Origin of the sequence: Arthrobacter sp. 92, assembly GCF_050260325.1 — a bacterium.
Classification (GTDB): domain Bacteria; phylum Actinomycetota; class Actinomycetes; order Actinomycetales; family Micrococcaceae; genus Arthrobacter.
In genome coordinates this window covers 3,134,604-3,158,637 of sequence record NZ_CP189863.1, presented here as the reverse complement: position 1 = coordinate 3,158,637, position 24,034 = coordinate 3,134,604, and the positions used below count along the sequence as shown (strand labels likewise).

The following is a 24,034-nucleotide window of genomic DNA, read 5'->3' as shown; positions in this document are numbered from 1 at the left end:
GATCTCTCTACGAATCAGGTTTGGCCGGCTGCTTGGCGGTTTCCAGCATACTGATCCTTGATGGACGGCGTCACATGGCTACGTGGCTGAATTGGGCGGCGTGCCGTGGCGCGGCCCTCGGCGACCTCGCGTCAAGGGGCATGGTGGACCAGCTGGATCCGCTCGTGCCGAACGGGCTCTTGAATCGCTGCTGGAATTGTCCGTGAGCGGATGGAGCCCGGCTATGCCTCGCGGCTGCGCATGTACAGCCAGATGGTGTGGTCCAGGACGCGCGGATCGACCTCCAGCTCGGCAGCCGCGGCGTTCACCAGCCGGCGCACGTAGTCGTCAGAATCCAGCTCGGGGGTCTCGAGGACGAGCTGTACGAAGCGTTTGACCCAGATGTCAGGCTTCACATCATGGGCGCCGATCAGCATCGTGAAGTAGTACCAGGTCACCGCGCCGAGTCCCGGCACGTTCACATAGACAGCTTTCTGGCGCGGATCCAGCGGGTCGGTGTCGGCAGCTGTTTCCACGCCGATGCCCGAGAGGTTGCGGGCGGCCCGAACGATTGCAGAAGCTTTTGTTTCGGCGCCCGTCATCTGGTGGTTGTGCAGGACTTCGACAAGCTTGACCGCGTCGAAATCGGCGAGACGGGACAGGGAATTCGGAGTCTGATCGCCTACGGCGTCCTTGTAGCGGGTTACCGCGGCACGGACGCCGGTGTCTGCTTTGCCGTAGCGGGCCCGGATGGACAGGACTGCGTCGATAAGCGCCGCCGCGACCTGGTCCGGGTAGCCGCCCGGCCGTTCCGGGAACGGTTTCGGCACCCGGGAGTCCATTCCGGCCAGAAGTCCCTTCAGGTCTTGGTCAAAGTCGCGTGTGGCGCTGTCGGTCATGGGGTCCCCCGGGTCTTCGTCGGCCGCCGATCGGCGGGCTCCTTCGTAGTTATACACGACAGGCTCGGGGTCACAGGGGTTGGCGCCGCCGGCGGTGGAGTCCGCCGAAATCCCGGGGATAACGATCCGGGAGATTGATTATCTTTGGAGAGAGTGCCGTCCTGGTAGTGCCAGGAAAAACACACAAGCCGTGGCCGTCCGCCACTATCCATTGGAAAGATGTTGTGGGCCCGGTCCCATCGGCCTTCAGGTTCATCGGTACCAAAACGAGGACAAGGACTGCTGAGGCTTCGATTGACGCCTCCCCTAAAGCTCCACGATGGGCGCAGACGGCGAGGGCAGGAAGAATGCTGCGTCCGGCGCATGAGCGCGCGCGGGCCCTAATGTCCACGCTTGACCTGGCAGGAACGGAGCAACAGGTCCTCAAGTCCCGGATATGGATCTATCCGGCGCACGTGGGCTGCCGTGATCAGAGCCGGGGACTGCCCCTGAGGGCATCCACCCGTCACGGAACCCGGATCAATCGGTTCTGTGCCAAACTCAGACACCGGCAGATTCGGGGGATTGATCGTTGGTTTCGGACTCTTCCGGCGAAACTCCGCCCGGTATTGACATCACGCTCCAGAAACTGGTCCTGGACTCCACCGGCTTCGGGGACTTTCTGGGCGGGCTGGCGGGTCTGGCCGCGACCGTTCTTTCACGCCCTGGGGCCGGAGTGACGTGTGGGATCACGGTGACGCACCCGAAGAAAGCCGCGACGGTGGGTGGCAGTGATGCAGGTGCCCGTGCCTTGGACGAGCTGCAGGCCGAAACCCGCCAGGGCCCGGGCCTGACCGCCATCGGTTCACAGACCGCCGTCCTCGTCCCGGACCTGGACCGTGAGCAAAGATGGCCTCGTTTTTTGCGGGCCGCGTCCGAACGCGGAGTGGGATCCGTTCTCTCGGTCCCGCTTCCTGCAGAGGGCCAATCCCGGGGTGTGCTGACCCTTTATGCCAAACGGGCGGATGCCTTCCCTCCTGAGGACGTCACCACCGCACGGGCGTTCACCCGCCAGGCGTCCCCGGCGCTCCGGCTGGCGCTGCGGATCGCGCAGCTCACCGACACACGGGATCACCTCACGGCCGCCATGCACTCACGGTCAATAATCGATACGGCGCTGGGTGTGGTCATGGCCCAGAACAGGTGCGGCCGGGACCAGGCTTTTGGAATCCTGGTGGACGCCGCCAACACCCGCGAAACAAAACTCCGCCGCGTCGCCGCATCGATCATCGCCTCCGTCTCGGGTGAGAAAGACATCACCACACACTTCAAGGAATAAGTCCGCCGAGAATGCAGGCAATTCCGCAGGGAGGCCTGCGGGGTCACCGGGCCGGTTTGCCTGCACGGCCCACGATGCTGATGCTGATCCTGGCCGCCGCTCAGGGGGCCAGAACCTTGCCGAGCCGATCCGGTTGATGGCTGCCGGCAAGGGCAATACTATCGAGGGCCCGGTGCGGTCGATCCAACGAACGTGCCCTGTCCTGGTGTCGGGCGTGAGCATCGATGAAGCCTGTGGGCCGGCGGCACGGTGTGCGGCATGCACGAGATCATCACCGCGCAGTTCGATGGTGGGGTTGGGGTGTTTAGTCGTCGAAGTGGGTGGTGACGTGGGTGTCGCCGGCGATGGAGGTGATGATGGCGGATGCGAGGTCGTGGAGTTTGATGTTGCGGTTGTTGGAGGCGCGCTTGAGCAGTGTCATGGCGGCGGTCTGGTTGCACCGGTTTTGTGCCATGAGTGCCCCTATGGCGGTGTCGATGGTGGTGCGGGTTTCCATGGCCGCGGCCATATGGTCTTTGACGTCGGTGAGCCGGGTGATGCGCAGGGCAAGTTTCAGGGACGTGCAGGCCTTTCCGGCGAAGCCGAGGGCGTCGTCGATGTCCTTGCCAGTGAAGGCGGCTGCCTGTGCGGAGTAGAGGCTCAGTGCGGCCCTGGCGTCGCCGTCCAGCGGCAGGGGGATGGCCAGGACCGAGAGCAGTCCGTGACCGGCGGCCAGTGCGGTGTATTGAGGCCACCGGGTTTCTTCCCGCTTCAGGTCCGGGATGTGGACGGTGGCCTGTTCGCGGATAGCGGTCAGTGAGGGCCCGTGCGCGGTGCGTGCCTGGATTTCCTCCAGGGCGTACGCTCCCGGGTTGCTGCCGGCGGTTGCCGGCGCTTTTTTAGGCCGGGTCACCGTGAGCCCGCACGAGACCGCGCCGCTGTCCGGCGAGAGGAGGGTGGCTGCATGGGCGGCCAGTGCGGTTAGGAAGTCCTCAAGCTCCAGGCTTTCCAGGACGAGTTCCTGGAGGTCGGGGCCGGCGCCGTTGAGCGCGCCGGGCATTGACTTGACCAGGGCGGTCTGATGTCCGTGGTGCCGGCCGGCCGCGTGCCACCGCGGCCGTTCGGGGACCTCATCCGCAGGTGTGCCCTCATCAGCGGGTGCGCCTCGGGCCAGAACCCGCGTGATGATTTCCTGCCCCTGCCGGCTCAGACTGTTTCTCCCGGGCAGGGGGGAGCGCGGCCGCTGACGGGGCGGGAAGTGATGACCGGCCGCCGGCCCGGAAGGATGCTCCCGCTTCACCCGATCATCCACCCCTTGAGGATTTCCCGTCCCGACCCCGGACCGGAGGATAAGGGCGGGAGCCCGGGTGCTCCGGACATGGTCTTCGCGCCGGCCTGCGGTGCCGGCGCTGGACCGGCCCGGCGTGCAGGCTTAGCCAGGCAGGCGTCCGGCCGCCACCGGGGCTGTTCCGGCCGCGGCAGAGCCGCCTGGGTAAGGTTCTCCAGGCAATGGTCCTGGATAAGCCCGGTGCCGGCGCACTCGCGCACGTCGTTGATGGCTGCCGCGGCGGCGGCCTTGTCCTCAAAGGCCTGGGAGAGGGCGAGCACGGTCCCGTCCGGGGCGAGGAGCCGGAACCTGATCCGTGCGTCTTCATCGGTGAACAGCTCAAACGTTCCTGCCATATTCGTTTCCTTTCGGTCATCCCCGCACGATGATGATGCTCCCGTGCACCTTCGCGCGGGAAACAGCTTCCTGGCGGGTCCGCCGGGGCTCCATGGAAGCGGAAGGTCCCCGACGCTGCGGACAAGATCGTTAACCCCACCCCTGACGGCAGCGGTCACACCTCAGGATCGCCGCTCCCGCTAGGGCCCGGCAGAGACAAAGGTCCCGAAAACCGGGAGATTCCGGCCCGGTCTGCTCCCCCGGGCCGGACAGGGTGCCCCGGCAGGACCTTCGTCCCTGTCGCCCCGTGCCCGCCGGGGTATCTACTGGGATGACCCCGGGGCTCACAACGGAGTCCTGCCCTGCTCTGAAATGGGAGAAACCGCCATGGCTGATCTGATGAAATGGTCCCCGTTCGCAACCAGTCGCTGGAATTCGCCGTTCGAGCTCCTGAGGTCCCCGTCGGATATTATGGACGCCTTTGACAGGATGTTTGAGTCCGCGGCCGGTCCCGCCCCGATCCGGGTCGAGGAGTTCCTCGATGACAAAACACTCGTTGTCCGGGCCGAGATGCCCGGAATGGACCCTGATAAGGACATCGAAGTGAGCATTTCCGAGGGCGTCCTGCACATCCGTGCCGAGCGCCAGGAAAAGGAAGAACACAAAGACAAAAACCAGTACCGCTCCGAATTCCGGTATGGCTCCTTCACCCGCGATCTGACGCTGCCCGAGGGGATCAGGGAGGAAGACATCAAGGCCTCCTACACCGACGGTGTCCTGGAAGTCAGGACCCCGCTGCCAGAAGCCGTTGCGGCCGGAACGGAAAAGAAGAAGCTTCCCATCACCCGCGGCTGAAACCGGCGCCGCGGAAACGTGCAGGCCCGGGAGCGCGGCCCCAAGGCGGGGACTCCGATGACCATCAGATCGAACTGGAACGAGTTTGACCCTGCCACCCGGCAGTGGCTCATGGATCACCACGGTGCGGTCATCGTGCCCCGGACCGTGGCGGCCGCCATCAACCGGGCCACCGCGGAACCGGTCCCCACCGACTCCCACGGCCAGATCAGGCTCACGGACGAGGACGTCCTGTTCATCCGCAACCGGGCCCACAGCGCCTACGCCGCCCACGGGGTCGAACGGTTCTTCGACGCCGTCCAGCCCGAAGGCCCCCGGCATCACCCGGCCAGGAACAACGCGCACAGATGGCCCCACGCATGAGCGACGCCCGGAACAGTCCGCCGGACTTTGGCCGCATCCCGGTGAGCGGGGGCCGGCTCGGTGGTAGCGGGAACCTTCATGGGTGACCCGTCAACGCTCGCGTTCAACCTCACGTTCCTCGCAACAGCTGCGCTGGCGTTCCTGATGTTCCTGACCGGCTTCGTTTTCTTCACCGTTGTTCTACTGGCCGCCGGCGCGTTCCGGTTGATCACACTGTTGCTGACAGCCGTGACTGGAAGGCTGTTCGGGAGGCGCGCGGATCTCTGAATACTGTGTGGCACGAAGGAGAGACTCGGGATTTCGGGCTGGTCGTATTCCCCGTCAGACTGCGGCAGCGTACGCCAGGCGGCGGATGCCTCTGTCGGAGGAGTACTTCCCGGGCCTCCTCAAGTGAGGGCACAAGGGTCTCAGCTCCTGCCCTGGCGGGTTCACACCGGGGGACCCGGTACCAGGGAGGCCCGGGCATGCCGCTGCCAGGGGGTGCATCGGGGCGCGTGTGGCGATCATATTCCCGGCCTATTTGCAGGTCAAGCATTGAGGCCGGGGCCCGGGAGAGACCGCGTGCAACGATGCGGCCCGCATTGATATTGGGGGTGCGGGCCACATCCGTACGCTTCTCCCGTCGCAGCGCCGTGAGTGCTGACCGTGCGGGCGCGTAGCGGTGGAGGAAGACAGGTAGCGGACACTCACGCCGGGCCCGCGTATTAGGCCTAAAGTTTTTAAGAGAGGTTGTTTCTCTTGGAGACCACTCTCGGCGGTAGCGGCGGCCAGTGCCCGGAACATCGGTGACACCGGGCACTGGCGCGCGTTTCCGTTCAGGTTTTCGGCCCATGCCGGCAGGGTCGCTTGAACGGGGCCGGCGGCGATGCGCCTTGTGAGACCGAGGTGCCCCCCAGTCGTCGCCGTCCCTTAACAAACGGTGCATGACAATGAGCAACCCTCTGCTTCCGGGGCCGCCTGCGGCTATCGAGAGAGTAGTTTCTCACCGTCGGAACGCAACTCCCCTGTGGGGGAGACGTGCCGGTAGAGCGTCTGGCGGGTGATGCCGAGTTCGGTGCAGAGAGCGCTGACTTTGGTGGCCGGGCTTGCCCATGGACGCCATGGCGAGCCGGAGTTTCGCGGGGGTCATCTTGTAGGGGCGTCCGCCGTTGCGGCCGCGGGCCCGTGCGGCGGCGAGTCCTGCTGTCGTGCGTTCGGAGATGAGTTCGCGTTCGAATTCGGCGAGGGCGGCGAAGATTCCGAAGACAAGTTTGCCGGAGGCGGTGGTGGTGTCGATGGCCTCGCCCTGGCCGGTGAGGACTTTCAGGCCGATGCCGCGTTCGGTGAGGTCGTGGACGATGTTGACCAGGTGGCGCAGGTCCCGGCCGAGCCGGTCGAGTTTCCAGACCACGAGGGTGTCGCCGTGGCGCAGGGCTTTGAGGCAGCCTCCCAGGTGGGGCCGGTCGTCCTTCTTCCCGGAGGCCCTGTCTTCGTAGAGGGACTCCGTGCCGATGCCGGCGGCTACGAGCGCGTCGCGCTGCAGGTCGGTGGTCTGGGATCCCGTCGGCCTTTGAGACGCGCATGTATCCGACCAGCACGGATCTCTTTCTTCCTAATGAAACCATCCTCTATGATCCGGAGCTGCTTTAGGAATACCGCATCCCGGCGATCTGTGGGGATGCGTTGAGTCGAGGCGGATTTCCTAAGTTTTTGGTAATTTTGGGTTGTTTGTCGCGGAGTCGTTCTTCCGCGTTGGCGACCTGCATGCCCGTGTTGGCACGGATGAGATCGGATTCTCGAAACTCGATTCTGGGCACTGTCCGATAGAGTGACTTTGAGAACAAATTGCGAGAGACCCAAAAATAAGCAATTACTGACATTTCGCCAAACACCCCAAGACTGAGGACTTCGAGGTTGTCACTCACGGGCTGCAGGAGCCTTAAACAAATCAGGGACTAGAACAAATTAACTCTAGTCCCTGATTATCTAATGAGGTGTGTTAGTGCGCAGCTGCGTACTTCTCTATCACGTCAGCTTGAATACGGCCGCGGGTGTTGATCGGAATACCGTTCTCAATCGCCCAGGCACGGATAGCCTTCGTATCAGCCCCGGCTGTGGCCATCCGGCGCGCCGGCTTAGCTCGCCCACCTAGTTTGCGGGACACCGATATGAACCTGCTCAGTGCTTCCCGTAGTTCGTTAGCGTGAAGCTCGTTGAGATCAATCTCATATTCAGCCCCGTCGAGGGCGAAGCTGATGGTTTCGTTCGCATCCGAGTCGTCGAGATCGTCAACTAGTCGGATATAAGTTTTTGTAGCCATAAATACAGCATAGCCGACTCCCGGGATAAATCGGACCTAGGAGCGAGACGCTCGTATAACTTGCTCGATAAACGCCGGGCTAAGCCGATATCCGTCAGCCTTTTCCGCTAAGAAACTCCTTGTTCACTTACCGGCGCAGAACAATAGATCTTGCGATTACCCATTCATCCCTAGGATCAGCTCTTCAACTAATTCATCAATTCGCGGTAGTAAAGCCTGTTTATACTCGGCCACCTTCCTATCCGCCCAGCCCTGGCATCACGCAGCGCTCGATCAAATACCGGCGAATCGACAAGGTCTTTGTCGATCGCCCAGCGATCAGCCCGGCTACTGCCCGCCACCTTCCGCGCGCGGCAATCCTGAACTCGCTGGAGGCACGGAGTGCAGCGTGGAGCCTCGCCAGATTGGCCTGGTTTAGTACCCGCTGTTCTGCTGACTCTCCGTCAGATTCGTGGGCGGCCTCTGCCCGTGCCTCCAAGAGTGAATCCCAGAATTCCTCGTCGGCAGTTCATTCAAGAATGAGGCCGTGCGCCCATTGCAGGGTCAGTTTCTCAACCTCGCCCTCATGGGAACTGCCCCCAACCGATGACGTGTCGTCCTACGGGCGGTTGGGTCGTGGACGGATCCGCCGATGCTGAGCTTCACGTTCCGTGTGGTGAGGTCTTCGATGATGTCCCTGGCGTCGGGCAGGGAGCGGGCGAGCCGGTCGAGTTTGGTGACGACGAGGGTGTCGCCGGCGCGGACGGCGGCGAGGGCTTCGCGGAGTCCGGGCCGTTCCTTGTTTCTGCCGGTCAGTCCGTGGTCGACGTAGACCCGGTCAGCGGGGACGCCGAGTGCGGCGAGGCCGTTGCGCTGCGCGGTCAGGTCCTGCTCGCTGGTGGATACCCGGGCGTAACCGATGATGTGCGCGGTCACGGGTGCAACTGTAGCGGTTGAGCTACCTAAGCGGGACAGTTTTGCGGGCGGGGTATACGCGAATCCCGGACCCCAGCATCTGTATGGGATTTGTCATTTTCCGAAGTCGCCTGCACGGAATGTCCGAAGTCGCGTGCACAACGCCGCAGCCCCAGATCGGTCCCGTTTGGGCAACCATTGACGGTCACTGTCCAGAGACAGTGCCATTCCCAACGCATTCGGGCAGACCCAGCCCTACACCCAGACACTTGGGGGAGTTCTCGGCTTCTTCCGCAACGGGTGAGCCACGGCTAGGGTTCTGCCATGACAGGTGGAAGGGCACGCAACGCTTGGCTGCGAATCACTGACATGATGGGCCTGACTGAACCTGGGAGAAGGCCTCTGAGACCCCGACGGCGGCTTCTGCTATTGTCGACCGTTATCTGGTCGCTGCTGACCGTCGGATGGCTGACTCTGGTCATCCGTGATTTGTCAGAGGGAACTCCGGATTACCTCCGAATTGTCCTGGTGGTCATATGGTTCGTGTTGGCCGTCACCAACTTCGTAATGTGGCGGAAGTCGGGCAAATCTCCGGACGATTCAAACAACGCCTCTTAGCCAGGAGGGGGTGTTTCCCTCCCGATGGTGGCAGCTGTGGTGCGGTTCGAGCATTGCGCGTTCCCCTACGGCTCGGGCGTTCCATTTCGTTAGTCGTGGATCGGACCTATCCGCTGCTGTCAGACCTTCTTGCGCACCCGAGCGTCTACCGGGGACAGCAGCTTTTCGCCGTCGGGACGCAACTCGCCAGTTGGCGACACATGTCGGTAGAGAGTCTGCCGGGTGATCCCGAGTTCGGTGCAGAGGTCGCTGACTTTGGTTCCGGACTTGCCCATGGAGGCCATGGCGAGCCTGAGTTTCGCCGGGGTCATTTTGTAGGGGCGTCCGCCGTTGCGGCCGCGGGCGCGGGCGGATGCGAGCCCTGCTTTGGTGCGTTCGGAGATGAGTTCGCGTTCGAATTCTGCCAGGGCGGCAAAGATCCCGAAAACGAGCTTGCCGGACGCGGTGGTGGTGTCGATGGCGGCGCCCTGGCCCGTGAGGACCTTAAGCCCGATGCCGCGTTCGGTCAGGTCGTGGACGATGTTGACCAGATGGCGCAGATCCCGGCCGAGCCGGTCGAGCTTCCAGACCACCAGGGTGTCTCCGTGACGCAGGGCCTTGAGGCAGGAGGCCAGCTCTGGCCGGTCATCCTTCTTCCCCGAGGCCATTTCTTCGTAGAGAGAATCCGCACCGATGCCGGCAGCCAGGAGCGCATCTCGCTGAAGATCGGTTGTTTGGGAACCGTCCGCCTTCGAGACGCGCATATATCCAACCAGCAACGGCTTCTCCCTCTGTTATTTATACGTTCGTTTAAGTGACGGTCGGAATCGAAAAAGGCACGCATCGTTAAATTGTCACTTAACCCGTTATTTATTCTACGTCATGCAAAGGATGCCTGACCGTCCGTAAGTGACAAGATTTCCAGGGGTATGCCGAGTTCGGCGAAGTCGGCTCTCAGCCGGGTCACGGACTCCGGTGTTCTGCACCCGATGAGGGCGAAGGCGTAGAGGGCCTGCGCCTCGGCAGGGTCTTCCCGGGCCGCCTGGATCGCTTCTTCCAGGGCCTGCCCGAGCGCCTTTAGGTTGTCGGGTTGACTCTTCGAAAATTCAGCCGGTGTTCGGCCGTCACCGAGCTCGAGATCAGGTTCCGGAAGGAAGAGGTGCGCGCCGCAGCCACGCCCGGTGATTGTCCCTGCCTCGAGGAGGGCGATGGTGACGGCCGCAGCTTCCATGGTGTGCCGTTGCACCGTTTCCGGTTGCTGTTCGAACGGGCGCCAGAGTCCCTGTCCGTCGCGGGCCGGATAGCCGGCTTCTTTCCATATCTGCCGGATGGTGCCGGTATCGGCTGGCCGGTTCTCGGAGAGGGGACAGCTGAGCTCATCGACCACGGTGCGAAGAAGCCGGAACCAGATCCCGGCATGGACTCGCCGGCGCGGAAGCTCGACATGGCCGACGGCGAAGGCGTCCCGGGTTCGTTGATCCAACGTCAGGACGTGTTGCGGTGCCGGACTGGGTGCCGGCCGGTCGAAATCCCACATCCCGAAGTAGCTGCGCGCGGCGAGGGTTGCCTCAAGCCAGCAGCCGTGGGCCAGACAGCTGGAGACGATGGGGATTGCCCACAGTAACCGGTATGGATGAGGGGATGGGCTCTCTGCCACACATTCCGGACACCCTCTCGCCGGCAGCCGGTCCGGCAGCCACGGCCGCCACGACGGGACCACCCGCGCTTTCTGTTTCCCGGCCGGCCGCAGCACCGACAGCTGCCGGGTATAGGTGGGGAAGCCCTCCGGGCCGGGCTCCATGTCATCGAGCAACCACGGAACCGAGCCGGCCACACTCATTTGCCGCAGCCGGGCAGGGGCGACCCCGGTGCGCTCCGCCAGGACCTCGATCATGCCAGGCGGAGGCGCCAGGTCGACGTCATCAAGGTCACCCGCGTCGATCTTGTAGCCGATGTCATCACCCAGGTGTTCGATGTCGGTGCCGTAGCAGCCCGCGATCCGGCGCAGCCAGGAGGAGAGCGCTTCACCGTCGTTCGGCGCGGGATGCACCGGCCACCGCAGGGGTCCGCTCACAGTAGTTCCCGTTCGAACAACCGCCGCCGTTCGGTGGGTCCGGCGTACTCGGCCATGGCCAGGGTGCGGTGGGTGATGCTCTCTTCACCGCTATCAACTGCAGCGATCGCCGCAGTGGTCAAAAGCCGGGTGAGTTCCCCGATGGTTCCCTCGCTTCGGGCCAGCAAATACCGGGCCATGTCCTCGGTGGCGATCCGGGACGGCCGGCGCAGCGGCAGCGCGGCGGCGAAGCTGGCCAGCAACGACAGGGTGTCGGCGCCGGTACTCCACAAGGGAAGCACGACGGGTTCGAATCTGTTCTCCAACTGGTCATCGGATCGGACCGCAAGATACGCCTCCCGTGTTCCGACCCCGATGATCGGAATGCGCAGCTCGTTGCCGAGGAATCGGAGCAGGTTCAGGAACTCCCGGCGGCTGTTGCCCTGCCCGGCGAGGACGTTATGCAGTTCGTCGATGACCAGCATGCGAACTCCCGTGGCACGCAGCAGGCTCAGCGACACCTGCTCCACCTCGGCCAGACGCCGCCGGGGCTGAAGAGGCGCGCCGAGGGCAGCGAGGAGCGCGGTGTAGAACCGCAGTACGGAAGGCTCGGACGGCATCTGCACGCACAACACGGGAATGTGTTCCCTGTCCGCCTCGGTCCTTGGCAGGTGCCCGCGGCGGAACTTCTCCACAATCATCGACTTGCCATTGTTCGTCGGCCCGACCAGCAACAGGTTCGGCATCCGCTCCTTGTCCGGCCAGCGCAGCAACGTCTCCAACCGTGCCACCGCCTCCACCGCACGCGGGTAACCGATCCACCGGTCCGCCCGGATCAGTTCCACCCGCTCATTTGCGGGCAACCGTGCCGCGTCCCGCACCGCCGGATGCAGGTGGGACAGATCAGACACGACGCCGTCAGGCACTCTCACCACTGCTCAATCTGATCGAACCGGGACACCTGGGCAGCCGCCGGCTCCCCGTCCGGCAGCTGATCCTCAGGCGATTGGGGCGGCATTGGAGGGCCCGGGCTCTTGGCGCGCTTCTCCGTTGCGGCAGCCGCCATCCTGCGCCGCTCGGTGTCGCGGCGCATCCGTTTGGTTGTCTTCGTCGCAGTGCCGGCAATCTCTCTCATCTGTTCGATCATCCTGAACAGGGCCGCCTCATCTACCTGCGCGATACCGCGATCGTGAAGCCGCGCCAGGGCGTGCCGGTGCTCCCACAAGCTCACGGACGGGTTCGCCATCGTCCGATACGGCACCTCTAGATAGGCGTGTCCGTCCGGTTCCAGTACCCAGATCCGGCTGATGTCCCGCGGGTCACGGCGGATCAGGAACCGGCCAAGCGTGTCGCGTCGGCTGATCCACGGTTTCAGCGCGTTGGAAAAATAGTGGACATGGTCAACGACGAATCCCGTCCGGTCAGGGTGCGCCGTATGACCGGGAGGAAGTCGACCAGAAACGCCGTCGGGTTCGACGCCACGGCCGGCACCCCCGTGGCCGCGACTCCTTCGGCCCAGCGGCCGGCCGGTGTTTGTCCCAAGGTCCTGTGAACGGTGCCGTGGTAGCCGGCCACGGCAAGGGTCAGCCATTTCTCCAGCTCGCGAAGGGTCAACATCGCCATCCGGTCCGAGTCATAACGGCCGCGTTCGACGGGATTGGAGAATGTGGTCCCGGGAAGTTCGTGGACCTGCTGCATCGCGGTGCCGATCACCCGTTCCACGATCCCGCCATAGTGCGGCCGGCCCAGCGGCCGATAAGCCAGCTCGATACCGTGCTGCTCACACCCGCGCCGCAACGCCTCACTCTTGAATTCACTGGCGTTGTCCAGATACAACTGCCTCGGTTTTCCGCTCATCGGCCATTGCGCCTCAACACCCAAATTCTCAAGCCAAGGCCGTTTATCGGTGCCGGCATGCGCGAGGCACAGGCCTACCGACACTGCCGAGGGCGCTTCCAACGTGACGACCATGCCCACAAGGGATCGGCTGCACACATCGACCGCCGCGGTCAGGTATGGGCGGCCGATCGGTTGCCGTTCCCGTTCGTCGACGACGATCACGTCAATCACCGTGTGATCGATCTGCACCTGCTCCAAAATGTCCCCGGTCACCGGAACCTCACCACCGGCGGACTGCAAGCCCCGCACCGCATCCGGTCCGCCCCGACGGCGGCCCACTTCCACCGGATTCAACGCCCGGATCCGCCGCTCCACAGTATTCCTGGCCGGAACCGGAAGCCCCCGTGTCCGGCATGCTGCCGCGATGTCGCGGTACACCGCCGCCAACGTCCGCTTCTGCCGGGTCAGAAACTGTTTCCGTACGAGCTCGCGCACGAGGTCCTCGACCGCATCCGACAGGCGCGGGGTTCCTTTCCCACCAGAGGAACGCCGCGGGGCCAAATCCGTCAGTAGACCGGACCCGTCACGGTATCGCTTGATCAACACGTAGACCTGGCGAGGCGATAACCCCAACGCCGATGCGGCCGCATCAACCGCTGCCCTGCCGACAATCGTCTTCGCTGCCAACGGTGCGATCACGGCCGAAACTGCCTTCGTGCGATCCCACACATCGTCCGGCATGGTCAACGCGCCCGACTCACCAATGCGCACCGATTCCGCGTCCACTCCGCCACCTCCCTGTTGTGCATAGGAGTATCAAGCAGAAACGAGGCTAGTGCAGACGAGTACTGAAAAACCAGTGTTCAACACTCGCCTGCACAACCCCGAAAACATGCGGGCCGCTGTGCAGGCTGGTGCTGAAAATGACAGGGATTTTTCGTGGCGGGGGAGCGGGCCGGAGGTGTCGCGGTGGGGGACCGGCTTACGGACGCTCGGGCCGTCTCGCAACACAGCGATTCGACTGAAGGTCGCAGTTCGTTTCAGTTGTGACCATGGCTTGAGATCAGGCCGACGCTAATTGCGGAAGTCCTCGTTGAATCAGAGCTACGTGCGGGCGCGTACGAACTGCAACATCAGTTGAGGATCGGCGCGCCGAGACCGTTGGTAATCCTGAACGTCAGCCGTGCTGTGTAGGTTCAGCTATGGGCTTGTCTCGGGCCATCCCTTCCTGGGGAGCCGATGACAGCAGATGACAACTGATTCACCCAGCTAGGAATGTGCAGTTATGGCGACAAACGAGAACAAGGCATGAAGCCCGAGAAGGTCAATCCGCGGGAGGTCTTTTATCAGCCCTCGAGAATGGTGGTGCCTCTTTTCCAGCGCCCTTACGTCTGGTCCAAGGAGCGGCAATGGCAGCCCCTGTGGGAGGACATAGCGCGGCTCGCTGATGTGCTGGCCACAAAGAACCCGGCAGCCACTCACTTCCTCGGCGCTTTCGTCGTACAGCAGTTGCCTTTCACGCTTGGCACCATGCCGGAGTGGAGTGTCATCGATGGTCAGCAGCGACTCACGACACTCCAGATCCTCCTCGACTCACTTCACTCGCAGCTTGACGCCCGCGGTCTGACGATGCTCGCGGCACAGGTCGAGCCGCTCATCGTCAATCCGGCCGCCTTCCTCAAGAAGCCTGAGGACCGCTATAAGGTCTGGCCGACGAATCTCGACCGGGTGGGATTCAAATCGGTCATGAGCGCCCCTGCTCCGGTTGACTACTCGAGCGTCGTGCCATCGCGGCTCGCTGAGGCCCATCAGTACTTCAGCGATTCCATCGGCGCGTGGCTCGACAATGCGGACGAGCTCGAGATCAGCGCGAAGCTCCTCGTTGATGCCGTGTCCGGTCAGCTCGAGATCGTGAGCATTCGCCTCGACGCGACAGAGGATGCGCAGGCGATCTTTGAGACGCTGAATGCGCGGGGCGAGCCACTGAGCGCCGCGGACCTCATCAAGAACTTCATCTTCCAGAATCACGCCGGCACCGAAGCGGAAGTCGAAGTCGCGTACCTCAGTAACTGGGCTGAACTCGAGACTCCGTGGTGGGTCACGCAGGTCACGGCCGGACGCATCTCGCACCCGCGCGCGTCCTGGTTCCTCTGGCACTGGCTGCGCGCCCGACTGCTCGAAGACTTCCCGATTCGAGAGCTATTCACGCAGTTCAAGGGGTACGTGACCGACAAGCGGCCCGACCTGTCCAGTTTGCTACCGGAGATCAAGACGGCGGCGGATAGATATCGGTTCGTGATCGAGGGGGCGCAGGCGGTGAACGGTCCGTTGACGAGGGTGCAATGGTTCAGTTACCGCGTCGGCACTCTCGATTCTGAGGTTGTGCGACCGCTGCTGATCTGGCTCGATGAGGAGCCGCAGTCAGATGTTCCGGAAAAAGACAAGACTCAGATCCTCAAGTACCTCGAAAGCTGGTTCGTCCGCCGCGCGGTCGTGAAAGCGCCCTCGCAGGGCACAAACCGATTCATGCTCGACCTCATTGTCCACCTGAGCAAGCAGCCGCACGATCGTCTGGCCATTGAGGTCCAGTCCTACCTCGCTTCGAACAAGACGCCCGTCGGGTACTGGCCGGACGACGCAGAGGTCACCTCGGCGCTGAAGGGCGCGCCCGCATACAACAAGTATCTCCGGGCTCGACTCCGAATGATCCTTGAAGCGCTCGAAGACTACCGCCGTGGTTACCCTGATTGGAATGCACTCGGTATGGGGCCGATCGCGCGTGGGGTCGGTACGGTCGAGCACTTACTCCCTCAGAAGTGGCGGGCAGCCTGGCCGGCTATATGGTCGCCCGACGAAGCCGAAATGAAGGCGGCGTCACGTGACCGCACTCTGCACGAACTCGGCAATCTCACCTTGGTGACCCAGAAACTGAATTCGAAGGTTTCAAACGGGTCATGGACGACGAAGGTAGAGCACTTTCAGCACGTCAACGACGTGCTCCTCACGAACGATGTCATTCAGTCCGCCCCGACCAATTGGGACGAGACGGTGATCACTGCCCGTACGGCGACGCTTGCGACGTCGGTCCTAAAGGTTTGGCCTGCCCCAGCAGGACATATTGGACTCGCAACGCAGCCGGCGCAGCCTGAAGCTTCGGGGGAAGTCGACCTTGCTCTGCTTGTCTCGGAGGGGCTCATTCAGCCGGGAACCGTGCTCGTCGCTCGTCCCGCTGTACTGAACGGTGCGACCGCCGCGGTCGGGCTCGACGGGCGCGTGTTCGTCGGCGATGTCGGTTACGACACGCCCTCCGCGGCGGGGGTGGCTGCCAACTCGACGGACCTGTACCGGGGCGGCATCAATGGTTGGCGATTCTGGAAGATTCAAGGATCTGGGAAGTCGCTCTGGGAAGTTCGCAATGAATACCGCGCCAGCCTTGGCGAAGATGACCAAGGAGACGAGGTCGGCGTGGATGCACAAGACTCAGAGCAGATCGAGGCCGAACTGGTCGCCGCTGAGAGCGCAGACGAAGTTGACTACGAATAGGTCAGCGCAGGCTCTTGGCTCTTCCCAAGCACTTCCGACCGCAACTCCGCCCGGCACTAGACTAGCTTCTGCCCGGCAGCCGGGCAGTAAGTATCAAGAGATGGGGTACCCGTGATGCCGGTGATGTGCCCGTTGGACATCGGCCACGAGGATGTCGAGGTGCTCGAAGAGCTCCCCGATGGTCGCAAGAGGGCCCGGTGCCCAGACTGCGACTATGCGTGGGTGCATGGGGCGGCCCGGCCGGACTCTGCGTCTCGGATCGCAAAGCCGACCCTTCATCGCATGCCGACGACGGACAAGGCCTGCCCGGAGGCAATGGCCCGGGCCGAGCGCCTCAAGCCAGTGTTCCTGAGCCAGGAGCATGCTGGGCTTGATCCGCGCGTGCCGGCCTTCTGGGCAAAGTATCAGTACTTCTTCAGCGAAGAGGGCCTACCCACCGCTGGCCCCGCTGACTTGCGGGCATTCGGGAAGGACACCAGCGGCTCCAACCTAGGCATCCAGGCCACGTTCCTCAGCGCTTTCGACCAGAACCCGGAAGACGGTGCAGAGCAGGTCCGGCAGGTTGTGGACTACCTTCTGCACGGAACGGGCAAGTCCTTGGAAGACCGGCTCACCGACCTGATCCACGGGAAGCTCCCCTTCTCGTTCCCGGGGTTCAAAGAACTCCTGCTCTCAAAGGTGCTCTCGGTCATGTACCCCGAGCGGTTCTTGACCCTCCTGACTTACGAGCAGAAGACGATAGCGGCCAAGGATGTCTACGGCATCGACCTGCCGCCTTACGATCACGCAAGGATCGGCCACCAAATCGTAAGGAGCAACGACCTGCTCGCAGAGCTCGCCGGCGATGGCTTCATGCACCGCCCGCACGCGGGCGAGTTCCTGTGGTGGGTTCAGCAGCAGCCTTAGCTTTGACCCAAGGATAAGTTTTGATCATGGACTTGAGGATCTAAACCTAGGTCTCAAGCGTCCGGTTGAGGATCCTCAAACGGGATAGCAGGGAGACTCTCGGGACGTGGCACAAAGGACAACTGCCCTGGTTTCCGGGATAGGCTCGGCAGGACTTCAGCTGTTCGACGGAAGGATTCCATTGCCTCTGGAAATTGGCCTCTGGCGCGTGACGGACAAAGCCGTCCAATTGACACCAGCAAGGATGCCTTTGGAATCCCGCCTGGAACAGCTCATCCTCGACGATCCCGCGATCCTTGAAACCGAATTGCTGTTGATCGGCCACCAAGTTCTAACCAGTCACGGAAAACTTGTCGACATCCTGGGCATCGACGTCGAAGGTACGGTTCACATCGTGGAGCTCAAGAGGGACAAGACGCCTCGCGAAATCGTCGCACAGGCGCTGGACTACGCCTCGTGGGTGCAGGGCCTGTCGAATGAGGACCTTCGGGACATCTTCAACAAGCATCGTCCTGGCACGGATTTCGATACTGCCTTCGCCGACCGCTTCGGTGGGACCCCCACACCAGATGACCTCAATGAGGCCCACTCGATTACTGTTGTGGCGAGCGATCTCGACGACAGCACCGAGCGCATCGTCCAATATCTGAACACGACCTATTCCGTCCCGATCAACGTCATGCTCTTCCGCTACTTTTCGGATCAGGGCAATGACTACCTTGCACGGACATGGCTCATCCCGGCCACGCGTCAGGCCGCTCCTTCCGGAGGGGCGCAACACCGTTCTACCAAGGCCGCGTGGAACGGCTCGGACTGGTATGTAGCATTCGGACTGGAAAACTCGACACGTAGTTGGGATGACGCACAGGAGTATGGCTTCGTATCCGCCGGCGGCGGTGAGTGGTACTCACGTTCCCTGCGCAAACTCCCAGTCGGTGCGCGCATCTTCGTGTACGTTCCCGGCAGCGGCTACGTGGGGGTCGGGACGGTGACCGGTCCTGCCGTGCCAGCCTCGGAATCCAAACTCGAGCAGAACGGCGTGGAAAAGCTCTTCAGTCAGCTGGACCTCAAAGGTGACTATGGACTTCGCAGCGTGGCCCTGGGTCAGGATGGCGCTGACACTAACGAGTACATCGTGCCTGTCTCATGGACAAGTACCGTTGATCTTCGGGAAGCATTTTGGCTCAAGGGGCTTTTCGCCAATCAAAACAGCGCCTGCAAGCTACGCCATGAACTGACTCTCACAGAAGTTTCTAAGGCATTCCATTTGGACAACAAGGCCTGACCAAGCGCGGGCAAAGCAAATGGCCGTCTGCTGCTGGTCGGTGGACTGCTGCCGGGTCGAAATGCATGCGTAGTCGATCATCATCGTCTTGGGCTGCTCTGGTGCGTCTCGTAACTAACGGTGAATTCACCGACTCCGCCGAAAGGTTTAGAGACATAGTTACGGGAATCGCCGGCCGCGGATGAGCCCGCAGCTTCGGCGAAAATTAGAGTATGGCCGCTTCAGCGGTTGCCGGGTCAATGAGACGCCTCGTATCCCAAGCGTTCCGAGACGCCAGGGGCGTTGCAGCTGGAATCCGCTGCAGCTTCACCGGGCGTTTAATCGAGCGGGGTATATCGGATGTCCACGGCAGAGGAAAGCTCCGTCCCTGTCGGGTTGCGTCATTTGGGCCCGATCATGGCGTCCATGCGTTCCTGGGAGAGCGCGTGTTCTATGGCGAGGATACTTGCGCCGATGACGCCTGCTTCGGGTCCGGCCTTTGATTGCTCGATGACGAGGTTTTGTGTGGCCAACGGCATGGATCGTGAGTATACGATTTCGCGGATTCCTGCGATGAGTTGGTCGGCGACCGGGGCCAGGGAACCTCCTATGGTGATGAGGGAGGGGTTGACGATGCTAACGCACATGTTGAGCACTTCGCCGATGTCGCGTCCGGCTTGTCGGACGGCTTGGATCGCAGTCAGATCTCCGGCGCGCACCAGGTTGATGACGTCTGTGCTCGTTGCGGCGTCCAGGCCTGCGGCACGTAGCGTTGCAGCTATTGCGGGCGCGCTGGCGACCGCTTCGAGGCAGCCGAGGTTTCCGCATGTGCAGGGCACACCGGCTGCCCTGGCAATCGGGATGTGGCCGATATCGCCGGCCGTGCCGTCCGTGCCGCGTTGAAGCTGGCCGCCGCTGATGATGCCCGATCCGATGCCGGTGGCAACTTTGACGAAGATCATGTCATCGGGCTGAGGCTGCCTCATGGTGCGCTCACCGAGCGCCATAATGTTTACGTCATTATCGACCAGGACCGGAACCCTGTATGTACGTCTGATGTATTCCGGGACATCGAAGCCATCCCATCCTGGCATCAGGGGCGGTTTTGAGGGTTTTCCGGTTGCGTGCACTACAGGTCCGGGCAGTCCGATGCCGATGGCTATGAGCTCAGAGCCGTTCCATTCGATCTGCTCCAGTAGAGCTGCAATGGTCCCGACAAGGTATCCCAGCACTTTTTCCGGGCCCTCAGCAATGTCCAGTCTGGTGCGTGTCTCGCTCAGGGTTGTCCCCGCCAGGTCCGTGAGGGCGACAGTTGAGTGCGTCGCTCCCAGGTCGGCTGCGGCCACGATCCTGGCACGTGGATTGAAGGCGATCCGTGACGACGGCCGCCCTCCGGTCGATGCGGCGTCAGTGACCGGCTTTAGGAGGCCCAGCTCCCGTAACGCGTCGATGCGCAGCCCTACTGTTGAGCGCGCCAGTCCCGTGAGTGCTGCGATGTCGGCGCGCGTCCGGGGTTCACCGTCGCGCATGAGCTGAAAAAGCTCATAAACCCCCGCCACGTTTGCGCTGGTCGTGGAATTGTTGATCGTCATCGGCTTCCCTTCGCACACTCTGTCGGGCGTGTTGTCCCGACACTTCTCGTCTTCATTATCCGTTGGCCCGCGTACCTGTAGTACTCCACATGAAAAGAGTATCGACTATCGGTCTACTTTTGAATAGAGCTTGACAAAAGTAAGGTGATCCATGCCATACTTTCGAGTGAGGGTGTGAAAGTAAGCCGCTGGTGGGGTTGTAGGGATCCTGGATCTTCGGCAAGCGAAGCCTCTCCTTTTTTACTAGCGGCCCATCACATATTCATCGGAGAATATTCATGAAACACAAGCTTCCGCTCGTCGTTCTTAGCGCCGCCCTTGCGGTCGCCGCTTCCGGTTGCAGCTCATCCACTACCGTCTCGGGCACCCAGGATTCCGGCGTGTCCCAGAAGGCAGAGAAGGCCTTGGCGCAGGTGAAGGGGCAGGTACTCAGCAAGGGCCCGAACGGGGAGACGCCGTCGCCGGCGTCGGTGGCTGATCTGACGCCTGATGAAATCGCGAAGGTTAAGGCGCTCGGCGCGAAAGCTGCGGTCGTGATGCACTACGGCGGCAATGACTGGGCGACCGCGCAGATCGCAGGTCTGAAGAGCGAGTTCGAAAAGCTGGGGATCAAGGTCATTGCGACCACGGACGCCGACTTCAAGCCGGATAAGCAGGTGTCCGATCTTGAGACGGTCATGACGCAGAAGCCCGACATCATCGTTTCCATCCCGACGGATCCTGTCGCGACTTCCGCTGCCTACAAAAAGGTGGCAGACGCTGGAACGAAGCTGGTGTTCATGGACAACGTCCCCCAGGGCCTGACGGCCGGCAAAGACTACGTTTCGGACGTATCGGCGGATAACTACGGCAACGGTGTTGTCTCGGCCCATGAGATGGCCAAAGCGCTCGGCGGCAAGGGCCAGATCGGCGTGATCTTCCACCAGGCGGACTTCTTCGTCACCAAGCAGCGTTACCAGGGCTTCAAGGAAACGATCACCAAGGAATACCCGGACATCAAGATCGTAGAAGAAAAGGGCATCGCAGGTCCGGACTTCGCCGGTGATGCCCAGGGCGCCGCCAATGCCATGCTCAGCAAGCACACGGACCTTTCGGGGATCTGGGCTGTGTGGGACGTTCCGGCCGAAGGCGTCATGGCAGCCGCCCGCGCCGCCGGACGCACCGACCTGAAGATCGCCACCGAAGACCTCGGTAAGAACGTGGCCATCGCGTTGGCAAAGAATGAGCTCGTCGTCGGTCTCGGCGCTCAGGTTCCCTTCGACCAGGGCGTGACCGAAGCCAGGCTCGCTGCCGGTTCCCTGATTGGCAAGAAAGCCCCGGCGTACGTCGCCCTCAGCGCCCTTCCGGTCGATCACTCCAACGTCCTTGAAGCGTGGAAGCAGGTCTATCACGAGGATGCTCCCAAGGATCTTCAGGATGCTTACAAGAAGTAACCCGGCAAAGGGGCGGCGCCACTCCTGCGCCGCCCCGCCCACGAAAGCGACCTTCCCATGACCACAACAGACAACGTCGTCGAGATGCGCTCCATCTCAAAGAGCTTCAGCGGGGTCAGTGTCCTCAAGGACGTCGATTTCGAAGTCCAACGGGGCGAGGTCCATGCTCTTGCAGGCGGTAACGGCGCCGGTAAATCCACTTTGATGAAAATCCTGCAGGGCGTCTATCAAGCAGACTCCGGCGAGATCCTCATCGGAGGAAAAACAACGCTCATCAACACCATCCAGGACGCGAAGGCCGCCGGTATCGGCATGGTGTTCCAGGAATTCAGCCTCGTGCCCAGCCTGACAGTGGCTCAAAATATCTTCCTCGCCGCCGAACCCCAAGGCCGTACCGGGCTCATTGACGACAAGGAATCCGTGCGCAGGGCACGCGACGTCTTCGCGGAGATGGAAGTTACCGTCGACCCCCGGGCACACGTCTCCCGTCTGGGCACCGCCTACTGGCAGTTGACGGAAATAGCAAAGGCCCTCGCCCAGAACGCCCGCGTGCTCATCATGGATGAACCGACGGCGAGCCTGGCGAAGCATGAAACGGAAGCCCTGTTCGATCTGATCGAAAGGCTGAAGAAACGCGGAATCTCGATCATTTACATTTCGCACCGGATGGACGAGATCTATCGGATCGCCGACCGCATCACCATCCTTCGCGACGGACGCAGACTCCTGACGGAGCCGCTGACGAACGTCACCCCTGAACAAATTGTGGAAGGCATCGTCGGGAAGAAGATCGAAGGCCAGCTGGCCTATCACGAGCGGGACCACACAGCCCACCTCGGCAAACCGCTTCTGGAGGTCCGGGGACTGAACGCCGGTCCCAAGGTCCGGGACGTCTCATTCACGCTTCGCCCCGGCGAAATTCTCGGCCTGGCAGGTCTGATGGGCAGCGGCAGGACCGAATTGGCCCGTGCCCTGTTCGGCATCGACAAACTCGACAGCGGAGAGATCCTGATCCGGGGGAAGAAAACTACTCTCGCCACACCCCAGCAGGCGATAGGGGCCGGGCTGGCCCTGATCCCCGAAGACCGGCGCGCCCAGGGACTGGTCCTTGAACACTCGGTCCGGGACAACCTGCTGCTGCCGTTGCTGGGAAAGATCAGCCGTGGACCACTGCTTGATCTCGCTGCCGGAAAATCCCTGTCCGCCGCCCTGATCAAGAAGTTCGCTGTGAAAGTCGCGCACCCCGGCCGTCCCGTCCGCCTCCTCTCAGGCGGCAATCAGCAAAAAGTGGTGCTGGCAAAGTGGTTGGGCACCGAGCCGGACATCCTGATCCTTGATGAACCGACGGCCGGGGTGGACATCGGCACCAAGAGCGAAATTCTGGACATGATCCGTGAACTGGCCAATGAGGGCAAGGCTGTCATCGTTATTTCTTCGGAATATCCCGAGCTGCTTGCGGTCAGCGACCGCGTGCTCGTCCTCAGGGAAGGTTCCGTCATCCGTGACCTGCCTCGCAGCGAGATCGCTGACGAGGAATCGCTACAACTCGCAGTCCAGGGAGTCTGAGAATGAACAAGGCAAGCGCGATCGGAGCCCGCGAAGCGACGGCTCCCCGCAACATCGGCACCGTACTGAAGGAACTCGACTGGCGGCGGTACGTCATCTACATCGGTTTCGTCGTCGTCTTCATCTTCTTCGCGATCCTCTTGCGGGACCAGGGTTTCCTCTCCGCCAACAACATCCTGAATATCTTCCGGCAGACGGCCACCATCACCGTCATCGCGGTCGGCATGACCTACGTCATCTCGTGCGCCGAGATTGACTTGAGCGTGGGTTCAGTGGCCGGCCTGTCAAGCGTTTGCACAGCCATGGCGATCTCCCACTGGGGTATCCTTCCGGGCATCCTGGCCGGGCTGGCCGTCGGCGTGGTCGTCGGCGCAATCAACGGTTCGCTGGTGAGTCTGCTGGGTATTCCCTCGTTCCTGGTCACCCTGGGCATGCTGGGCATTGCGGTCGGAGCCGCGCAGTGGATCACCGCTTCAGCGCCCCAGCCCATCCTCGATGACACCTTCAACCTCGTCTTCGGCTCCGGAAACTTCGGCCCCGTTCCCGGGCTTGTCCTATGGTCAGCAGTGTTCGTCGCAGTCGGAGCGGTCGTCCTTGCGCGCACCAAGTTCGGCCGCCAGGTCCTGGCCACCGGAGGAAACCGCACCGCGGCCGATTTCACCGGGATCAACACCAAGCGCATCAAGTTCCAGGTCCTGCTCATCTCCGGTGTCGTCGCCAGCATTGCCGGCATGCTCTACGCAGGGCGCCTGCAGTCCGGCCGCTTCCAATGGGGAACCGGCGACGAACTCTCGGCCATCGCGGCCGTGATCCTCGGCGGAACCAGCCTCTTTGGCGGCAGCGGCACCGTCGTCGGCACACTGTTCGGGGCGTTGCTGATCGGGCTGATCAACAACGGCCTGATCCTGGCCGGCCTGGACAGCAGCCAGCAACAGGTCGTCCGTGGTTGCATCATCATCCTCGCCGTCGCCCTTGCCCGCAAGAAGTAGCCG

22 protein-coding genes and 2 pseudogenes are annotated in these 24,034 nt (G+C 62.4%); 10 read left to right on the top strand and 14 right to left on the bottom strand.

All coding sequences use genetic code 11. The features are described from left to right. Nucleotides 1–221: 221 nt before the first annotated feature. Nucleotides 222–935, bottom strand: coding sequence for a hypothetical protein (locus tag ACP4XC_RS14635; RefSeq protein WP_427170880.1), 714 nt, complete (start codon nucleotides 933–935; stop codon nucleotides 222–224). Between the two features lie 514 nt (nucleotides 936–1,449). Between ACP4XC_RS14635 and ACP4XC_RS14630 the strand changes: the two genes are divergently transcribed. Further along, the gene (locus ACP4XC_RS14630) at nucleotides 1,450–2,196 is read left to right on the top strand and encodes an ANTAR domain-containing protein (protein WP_427170878.1); all 747 of its coding nucleotides are present in this window, start codon (nucleotides 1,450–1,452) and stop codon (nucleotides 2,194–2,196) included. 304 nt (nucleotides 2,197–2,500) lie between these two features. Here ACP4XC_RS14630 and ACP4XC_RS14625 read toward each other — a convergent pair whose 3' ends face one another. Continuing rightward, on the bottom strand, nucleotides 2,501–3,487 hold the full coding sequence (locus tag ACP4XC_RS14625; RefSeq protein ID WP_427170876.1) for an ANTAR domain-containing protein: 987 nt from the start codon (nucleotides 3,485–3,487) through the stop codon (nucleotides 2,501–2,503). Further along, nucleotides 3,472–3,858 carry a YegP family protein gene (locus ACP4XC_RS14620; protein ID WP_427170874.1) on the bottom strand — a complete coding sequence of 129 codons (387 nt, stop codon included), beginning with the start codon at nucleotides 3,856–3,858 and terminating at the stop codon, nucleotides 3,472–3,474. The genes ACP4XC_RS14625 and ACP4XC_RS14620 overlap by 16 nt, the downstream gene beginning before the upstream one ends. A gap of 367 nt (nucleotides 3,859–4,225) precedes the next feature. On the opposite strand from ACP4XC_RS14620, the gene ACP4XC_RS14615 reads away from it, so the two are divergent. The 3 genes from ACP4XC_RS14615 (at nucleotide 4,226) to ACP4XC_RS14605 (ending at nucleotide 5,323) form a co-directional block, all read left to right on the top strand. Beyond that, the gene (locus tag ACP4XC_RS14615; protein WP_427170872.1) at nucleotides 4,226–4,693 is read left to right on the top strand and encodes an Hsp20/alpha crystallin family protein; all 468 of its coding nucleotides are present in this window, start codon (nucleotides 4,226–4,228) and stop codon (nucleotides 4,691–4,693) included. A gap of 57 nt (nucleotides 4,694–4,750) precedes the next feature. Next, the gene (locus tag ACP4XC_RS14610; protein ID WP_427170870.1) at nucleotides 4,751–5,056 is read left to right on the top strand and encodes a hypothetical protein; all 306 of its coding nucleotides are present in this window, start codon (nucleotides 4,751–4,753) and stop codon (nucleotides 5,054–5,056) included. Nucleotides 5,057–5,134: 78 nt separating this feature from the next. Next, nucleotides 5,135–5,323: a hypothetical protein gene (locus ACP4XC_RS14605; RefSeq protein ID WP_427170868.1), complete on the top strand. Its 189-nt coding sequence runs from the start codon at nucleotides 5,135–5,137 to the stop codon at nucleotides 5,321–5,323. A gap of 715 nt (nucleotides 5,324–6,038) precedes the next feature. Here ACP4XC_RS14605 and ACP4XC_RS14600 read toward each other — a convergent pair. The 10 genes and pseudogenes from ACP4XC_RS14600 to ACP4XC_RS14555 form a co-directional block, all read right to left on the bottom strand. Continuing rightward, the gene (locus ACP4XC_RS14600) at nucleotides 6,039–6,548 is read right to left on the bottom strand and encodes a recombinase family protein (protein ID WP_427175118.1); all 510 of its coding nucleotides are present in this window, start codon (nucleotides 6,546–6,548) and stop codon (nucleotides 6,039–6,041) included. Between the two features lie 133 nt (nucleotides 6,549–6,681). After that, nucleotides 6,682–6,960 carry a hypothetical protein gene (locus ACP4XC_RS14595; protein ID WP_427170865.1) on the bottom strand — a complete coding sequence of 93 codons (279 nt, stop codon included), beginning with the start codon at nucleotides 6,958–6,960 and terminating at the stop codon, nucleotides 6,682–6,684. 74 nt (nucleotides 6,961–7,034) lie between these two features. Next, nucleotides 7,035–7,355, bottom strand: coding sequence for a histone-like nucleoid-structuring protein Lsr2 (locus tag ACP4XC_RS14590; protein ID WP_427170863.1), 321 nt, complete (start codon nucleotides 7,353–7,355; stop codon nucleotides 7,035–7,037). A 606-nt stretch (nucleotides 7,356–7,961) separates the two neighbouring features. Further along, nucleotides 7,962–8,270 (bottom strand): annotated as a pseudogene (locus tag ACP4XC_RS14585) (recombinase family protein); the annotation flags it as partial. 716 nt (nucleotides 8,271–8,986) lie between these two features. Further along, a complete protein-coding gene (locus ACP4XC_RS14580) occupies nucleotides 8,987–9,625 on the bottom strand; it encodes a recombinase family protein (RefSeq protein ID WP_427170860.1) in 639 nt (212 codons plus the stop codon). 101 nt (nucleotides 9,626–9,726) lie between these two features. Next, nucleotides 9,727–10,920 carry a TniQ family protein gene (locus ACP4XC_RS14575; RefSeq protein WP_427170858.1) on the bottom strand — a complete coding sequence of 398 codons (1,194 nt, stop codon included), beginning with the start codon at nucleotides 10,918–10,920 and terminating at the stop codon, nucleotides 9,727–9,729. Beyond that, nucleotides 10,917–11,810, bottom strand: a complete 894-nt coding sequence (locus ACP4XC_RS14570) for a TniB family NTP-binding protein (protein WP_427170856.1) — start codon at nucleotides 11,808–11,810, stop codon at nucleotides 10,917–10,919. The genes ACP4XC_RS14575 and ACP4XC_RS14570 overlap by 4 nt, the downstream gene beginning before the upstream one ends. A 17-nt stretch (nucleotides 11,811–11,827) precedes the next feature. Next, a complete protein-coding gene (locus ACP4XC_RS14565) occupies nucleotides 11,828–12,145 on the bottom strand; it encodes a hypothetical protein (RefSeq protein WP_427175199.1) in 318 nt (105 codons plus the stop codon). Nucleotides 12,146–12,223: 78 nt separating this feature from the next. Continuing rightward, nucleotides 12,224–12,280 (bottom strand): annotated as a pseudogene (locus tag ACP4XC_RS14560) (hypothetical protein); the annotation flags it as partial. Further along, nucleotides 12,271–13,479 carry a DNA-binding domain-containing protein gene (locus tag ACP4XC_RS14555; RefSeq protein WP_427175117.1) on the bottom strand — a complete coding sequence of 403 codons (1,209 nt, stop codon included), beginning with the start codon at nucleotides 13,477–13,479 and terminating at the stop codon, nucleotides 12,271–12,273. The pseudogene ACP4XC_RS14560 and the gene ACP4XC_RS14555, both read right to left, overlap by 10 nt. A 567-nt stretch (nucleotides 13,480–14,046) precedes the next feature. Here ACP4XC_RS14555 and ACP4XC_RS14550 point away from each other — a divergent pair. From ACP4XC_RS14550 to ACP4XC_RS14540, 3 genes are all read left to right on the top strand, one after another. Then, nucleotides 14,047–16,281, top strand: a complete 2,235-nt coding sequence (locus tag ACP4XC_RS14550) for a GmrSD restriction endonuclease domain-containing protein (protein WP_427170853.1) — start codon at nucleotides 14,047–14,049, stop codon at nucleotides 16,279–16,281. Nucleotides 16,282–16,563: 282 nt separating this feature from the next. After that, nucleotides 16,564–17,187: a hypothetical protein gene (locus ACP4XC_RS14545; protein WP_427170851.1), complete on the top strand. Its 624-nt coding sequence runs from the start codon at nucleotides 16,564–16,566 to the stop codon at nucleotides 17,185–17,187. 181 nt (nucleotides 17,188–17,368) lie between these two features. Then, nucleotides 17,369–18,472 carry a hypothetical protein gene (locus tag ACP4XC_RS14540; RefSeq protein ID WP_427170849.1) on the top strand — a complete coding sequence of 368 codons (1,104 nt, stop codon included), beginning with the start codon at nucleotides 17,369–17,371 and terminating at the stop codon, nucleotides 18,470–18,472. Nucleotides 18,473–18,852: 380 nt separating this feature from the next. On the opposite strand, the gene ACP4XC_RS14535 is transcribed toward ACP4XC_RS14540, so the two are convergent. Continuing rightward, nucleotides 18,853–20,043: an ROK family protein gene (locus ACP4XC_RS14535; protein WP_427170847.1), complete on the bottom strand. Its 1,191-nt coding sequence runs from the start codon at nucleotides 20,041–20,043 to the stop codon at nucleotides 18,853–18,855. Nucleotides 20,044–20,321: 278 nt separating this feature from the next. Between ACP4XC_RS14535 and ACP4XC_RS14530 the strand changes: the two genes are divergently transcribed. The 3 genes from ACP4XC_RS14530 to ACP4XC_RS14520 are packed head-to-tail and all read left to right on the top strand — an operon-like array spanning nucleotide 20,322 to nucleotide 24,031. Then, nucleotides 20,322–21,476, top strand: coding sequence for a substrate-binding domain-containing protein (locus ACP4XC_RS14530; protein ID WP_427170845.1), 1,155 nt, complete (start codon nucleotides 20,322–20,324; stop codon nucleotides 21,474–21,476). Between the two features lie 57 nt (nucleotides 21,477–21,533). Next, nucleotides 21,534–23,042 carry a sugar ABC transporter ATP-binding protein gene (locus ACP4XC_RS14525; protein ID WP_427170842.1) on the top strand — a complete coding sequence of 503 codons (1,509 nt, stop codon included), beginning with the start codon at nucleotides 21,534–21,536 and terminating at the stop codon, nucleotides 23,040–23,042. Between the two features lie 2 nt (nucleotides 23,043–23,044). Next, complete coding sequence (locus ACP4XC_RS14520) at nucleotides 23,045–24,031, top strand: ABC transporter permease (protein ID WP_427170840.1); 987 nt, start codon at nucleotides 23,045–23,047, stop codon at nucleotides 24,029–24,031. The last annotated feature ends 3 nt before the right edge of the window (nucleotides 24,032–24,034 follow it).

What these genes read in the sequence shown, in the direction of transcription:
- ACP4XC_RS14620 (WP_427170874.1), bottom strand. Translation starts at nt 3,858, where the DNA reads ATGGCAGGAACGTTTGAGCTGTTCACCGATGAAGACGCACGGATCAGG.
- ACP4XC_RS14615 (WP_427170872.1), top strand. Translation starts at nt 4,226, where the DNA reads ATGGCTGATCTGATGAAATGGTCCCCGTTCGCAACCAGTCGCTGGAAT.
- ACP4XC_RS14610 (WP_427170870.1), top strand. Translation starts at nt 4,751, where the DNA reads ATGACCATCAGATCGAACTGGAACGAGTTTGACCCTGCCACCCGGCAG.
- ACP4XC_RS14605 (WP_427170868.1), top strand. Translation starts at nt 5,135, where the DNA reads ATGGGTGACCCGTCAACGCTCGCGTTCAACCTCACGTTCCTCGCAACA.
- ACP4XC_RS14590 (WP_427170863.1), bottom strand. Translation starts at nt 7,355, where the DNA reads ATGGCTACAAAAACTTATATCCGACTAGTTGACGATCTCGACGACTCG.
- ACP4XC_RS14565 (WP_427175199.1), bottom strand. Translation starts at nt 12,145, where the DNA reads ATGGCGAACCCGTCCGTGAGCTTGTGGGAGCACCGGCACGCCCTGGCG.
- ACP4XC_RS14555 (WP_427175117.1), bottom strand. Translation starts at nt 13,479, where the DNA reads ATGCCGGACGATGTGTGGGATCGCACGAAGGCAGTTTCGGCCGTGATC.
- ACP4XC_RS14550 (WP_427170853.1), top strand. Translation starts at nt 14,047, where the DNA reads ATGAAGCCCGAGAAGGTCAATCCGCGGGAGGTCTTTTATCAGCCCTCG.
- ACP4XC_RS14545 (WP_427170851.1), top strand. Translation starts at nt 16,564, where the DNA reads ATGCCGACGACGGACAAGGCCTGCCCGGAGGCAATGGCCCGGGCCGAG.
- ACP4XC_RS14535 (WP_427170847.1), bottom strand. Translation starts at nt 20,043, where the DNA reads ATGACGATCAACAATTCCACGACCAGCGCAAACGTGGCGGGGGTTTAT.
- ACP4XC_RS14530 (WP_427170845.1), top strand. Translation starts at nt 20,322, where the DNA reads ATGAAACACAAGCTTCCGCTCGTCGTTCTTAGCGCCGCCCTTGCGGTC.
- ACP4XC_RS14525 (WP_427170842.1), top strand. Translation starts at nt 21,534, where the DNA reads ATGACCACAACAGACAACGTCGTCGAGATGCGCTCCATCTCAAAGAGC.
- ACP4XC_RS14520 (WP_427170840.1), top strand. Translation starts at nt 23,045, where the DNA reads ATGAACAAGGCAAGCGCGATCGGAGCCCGCGAAGCGACGGCTCCCCGC.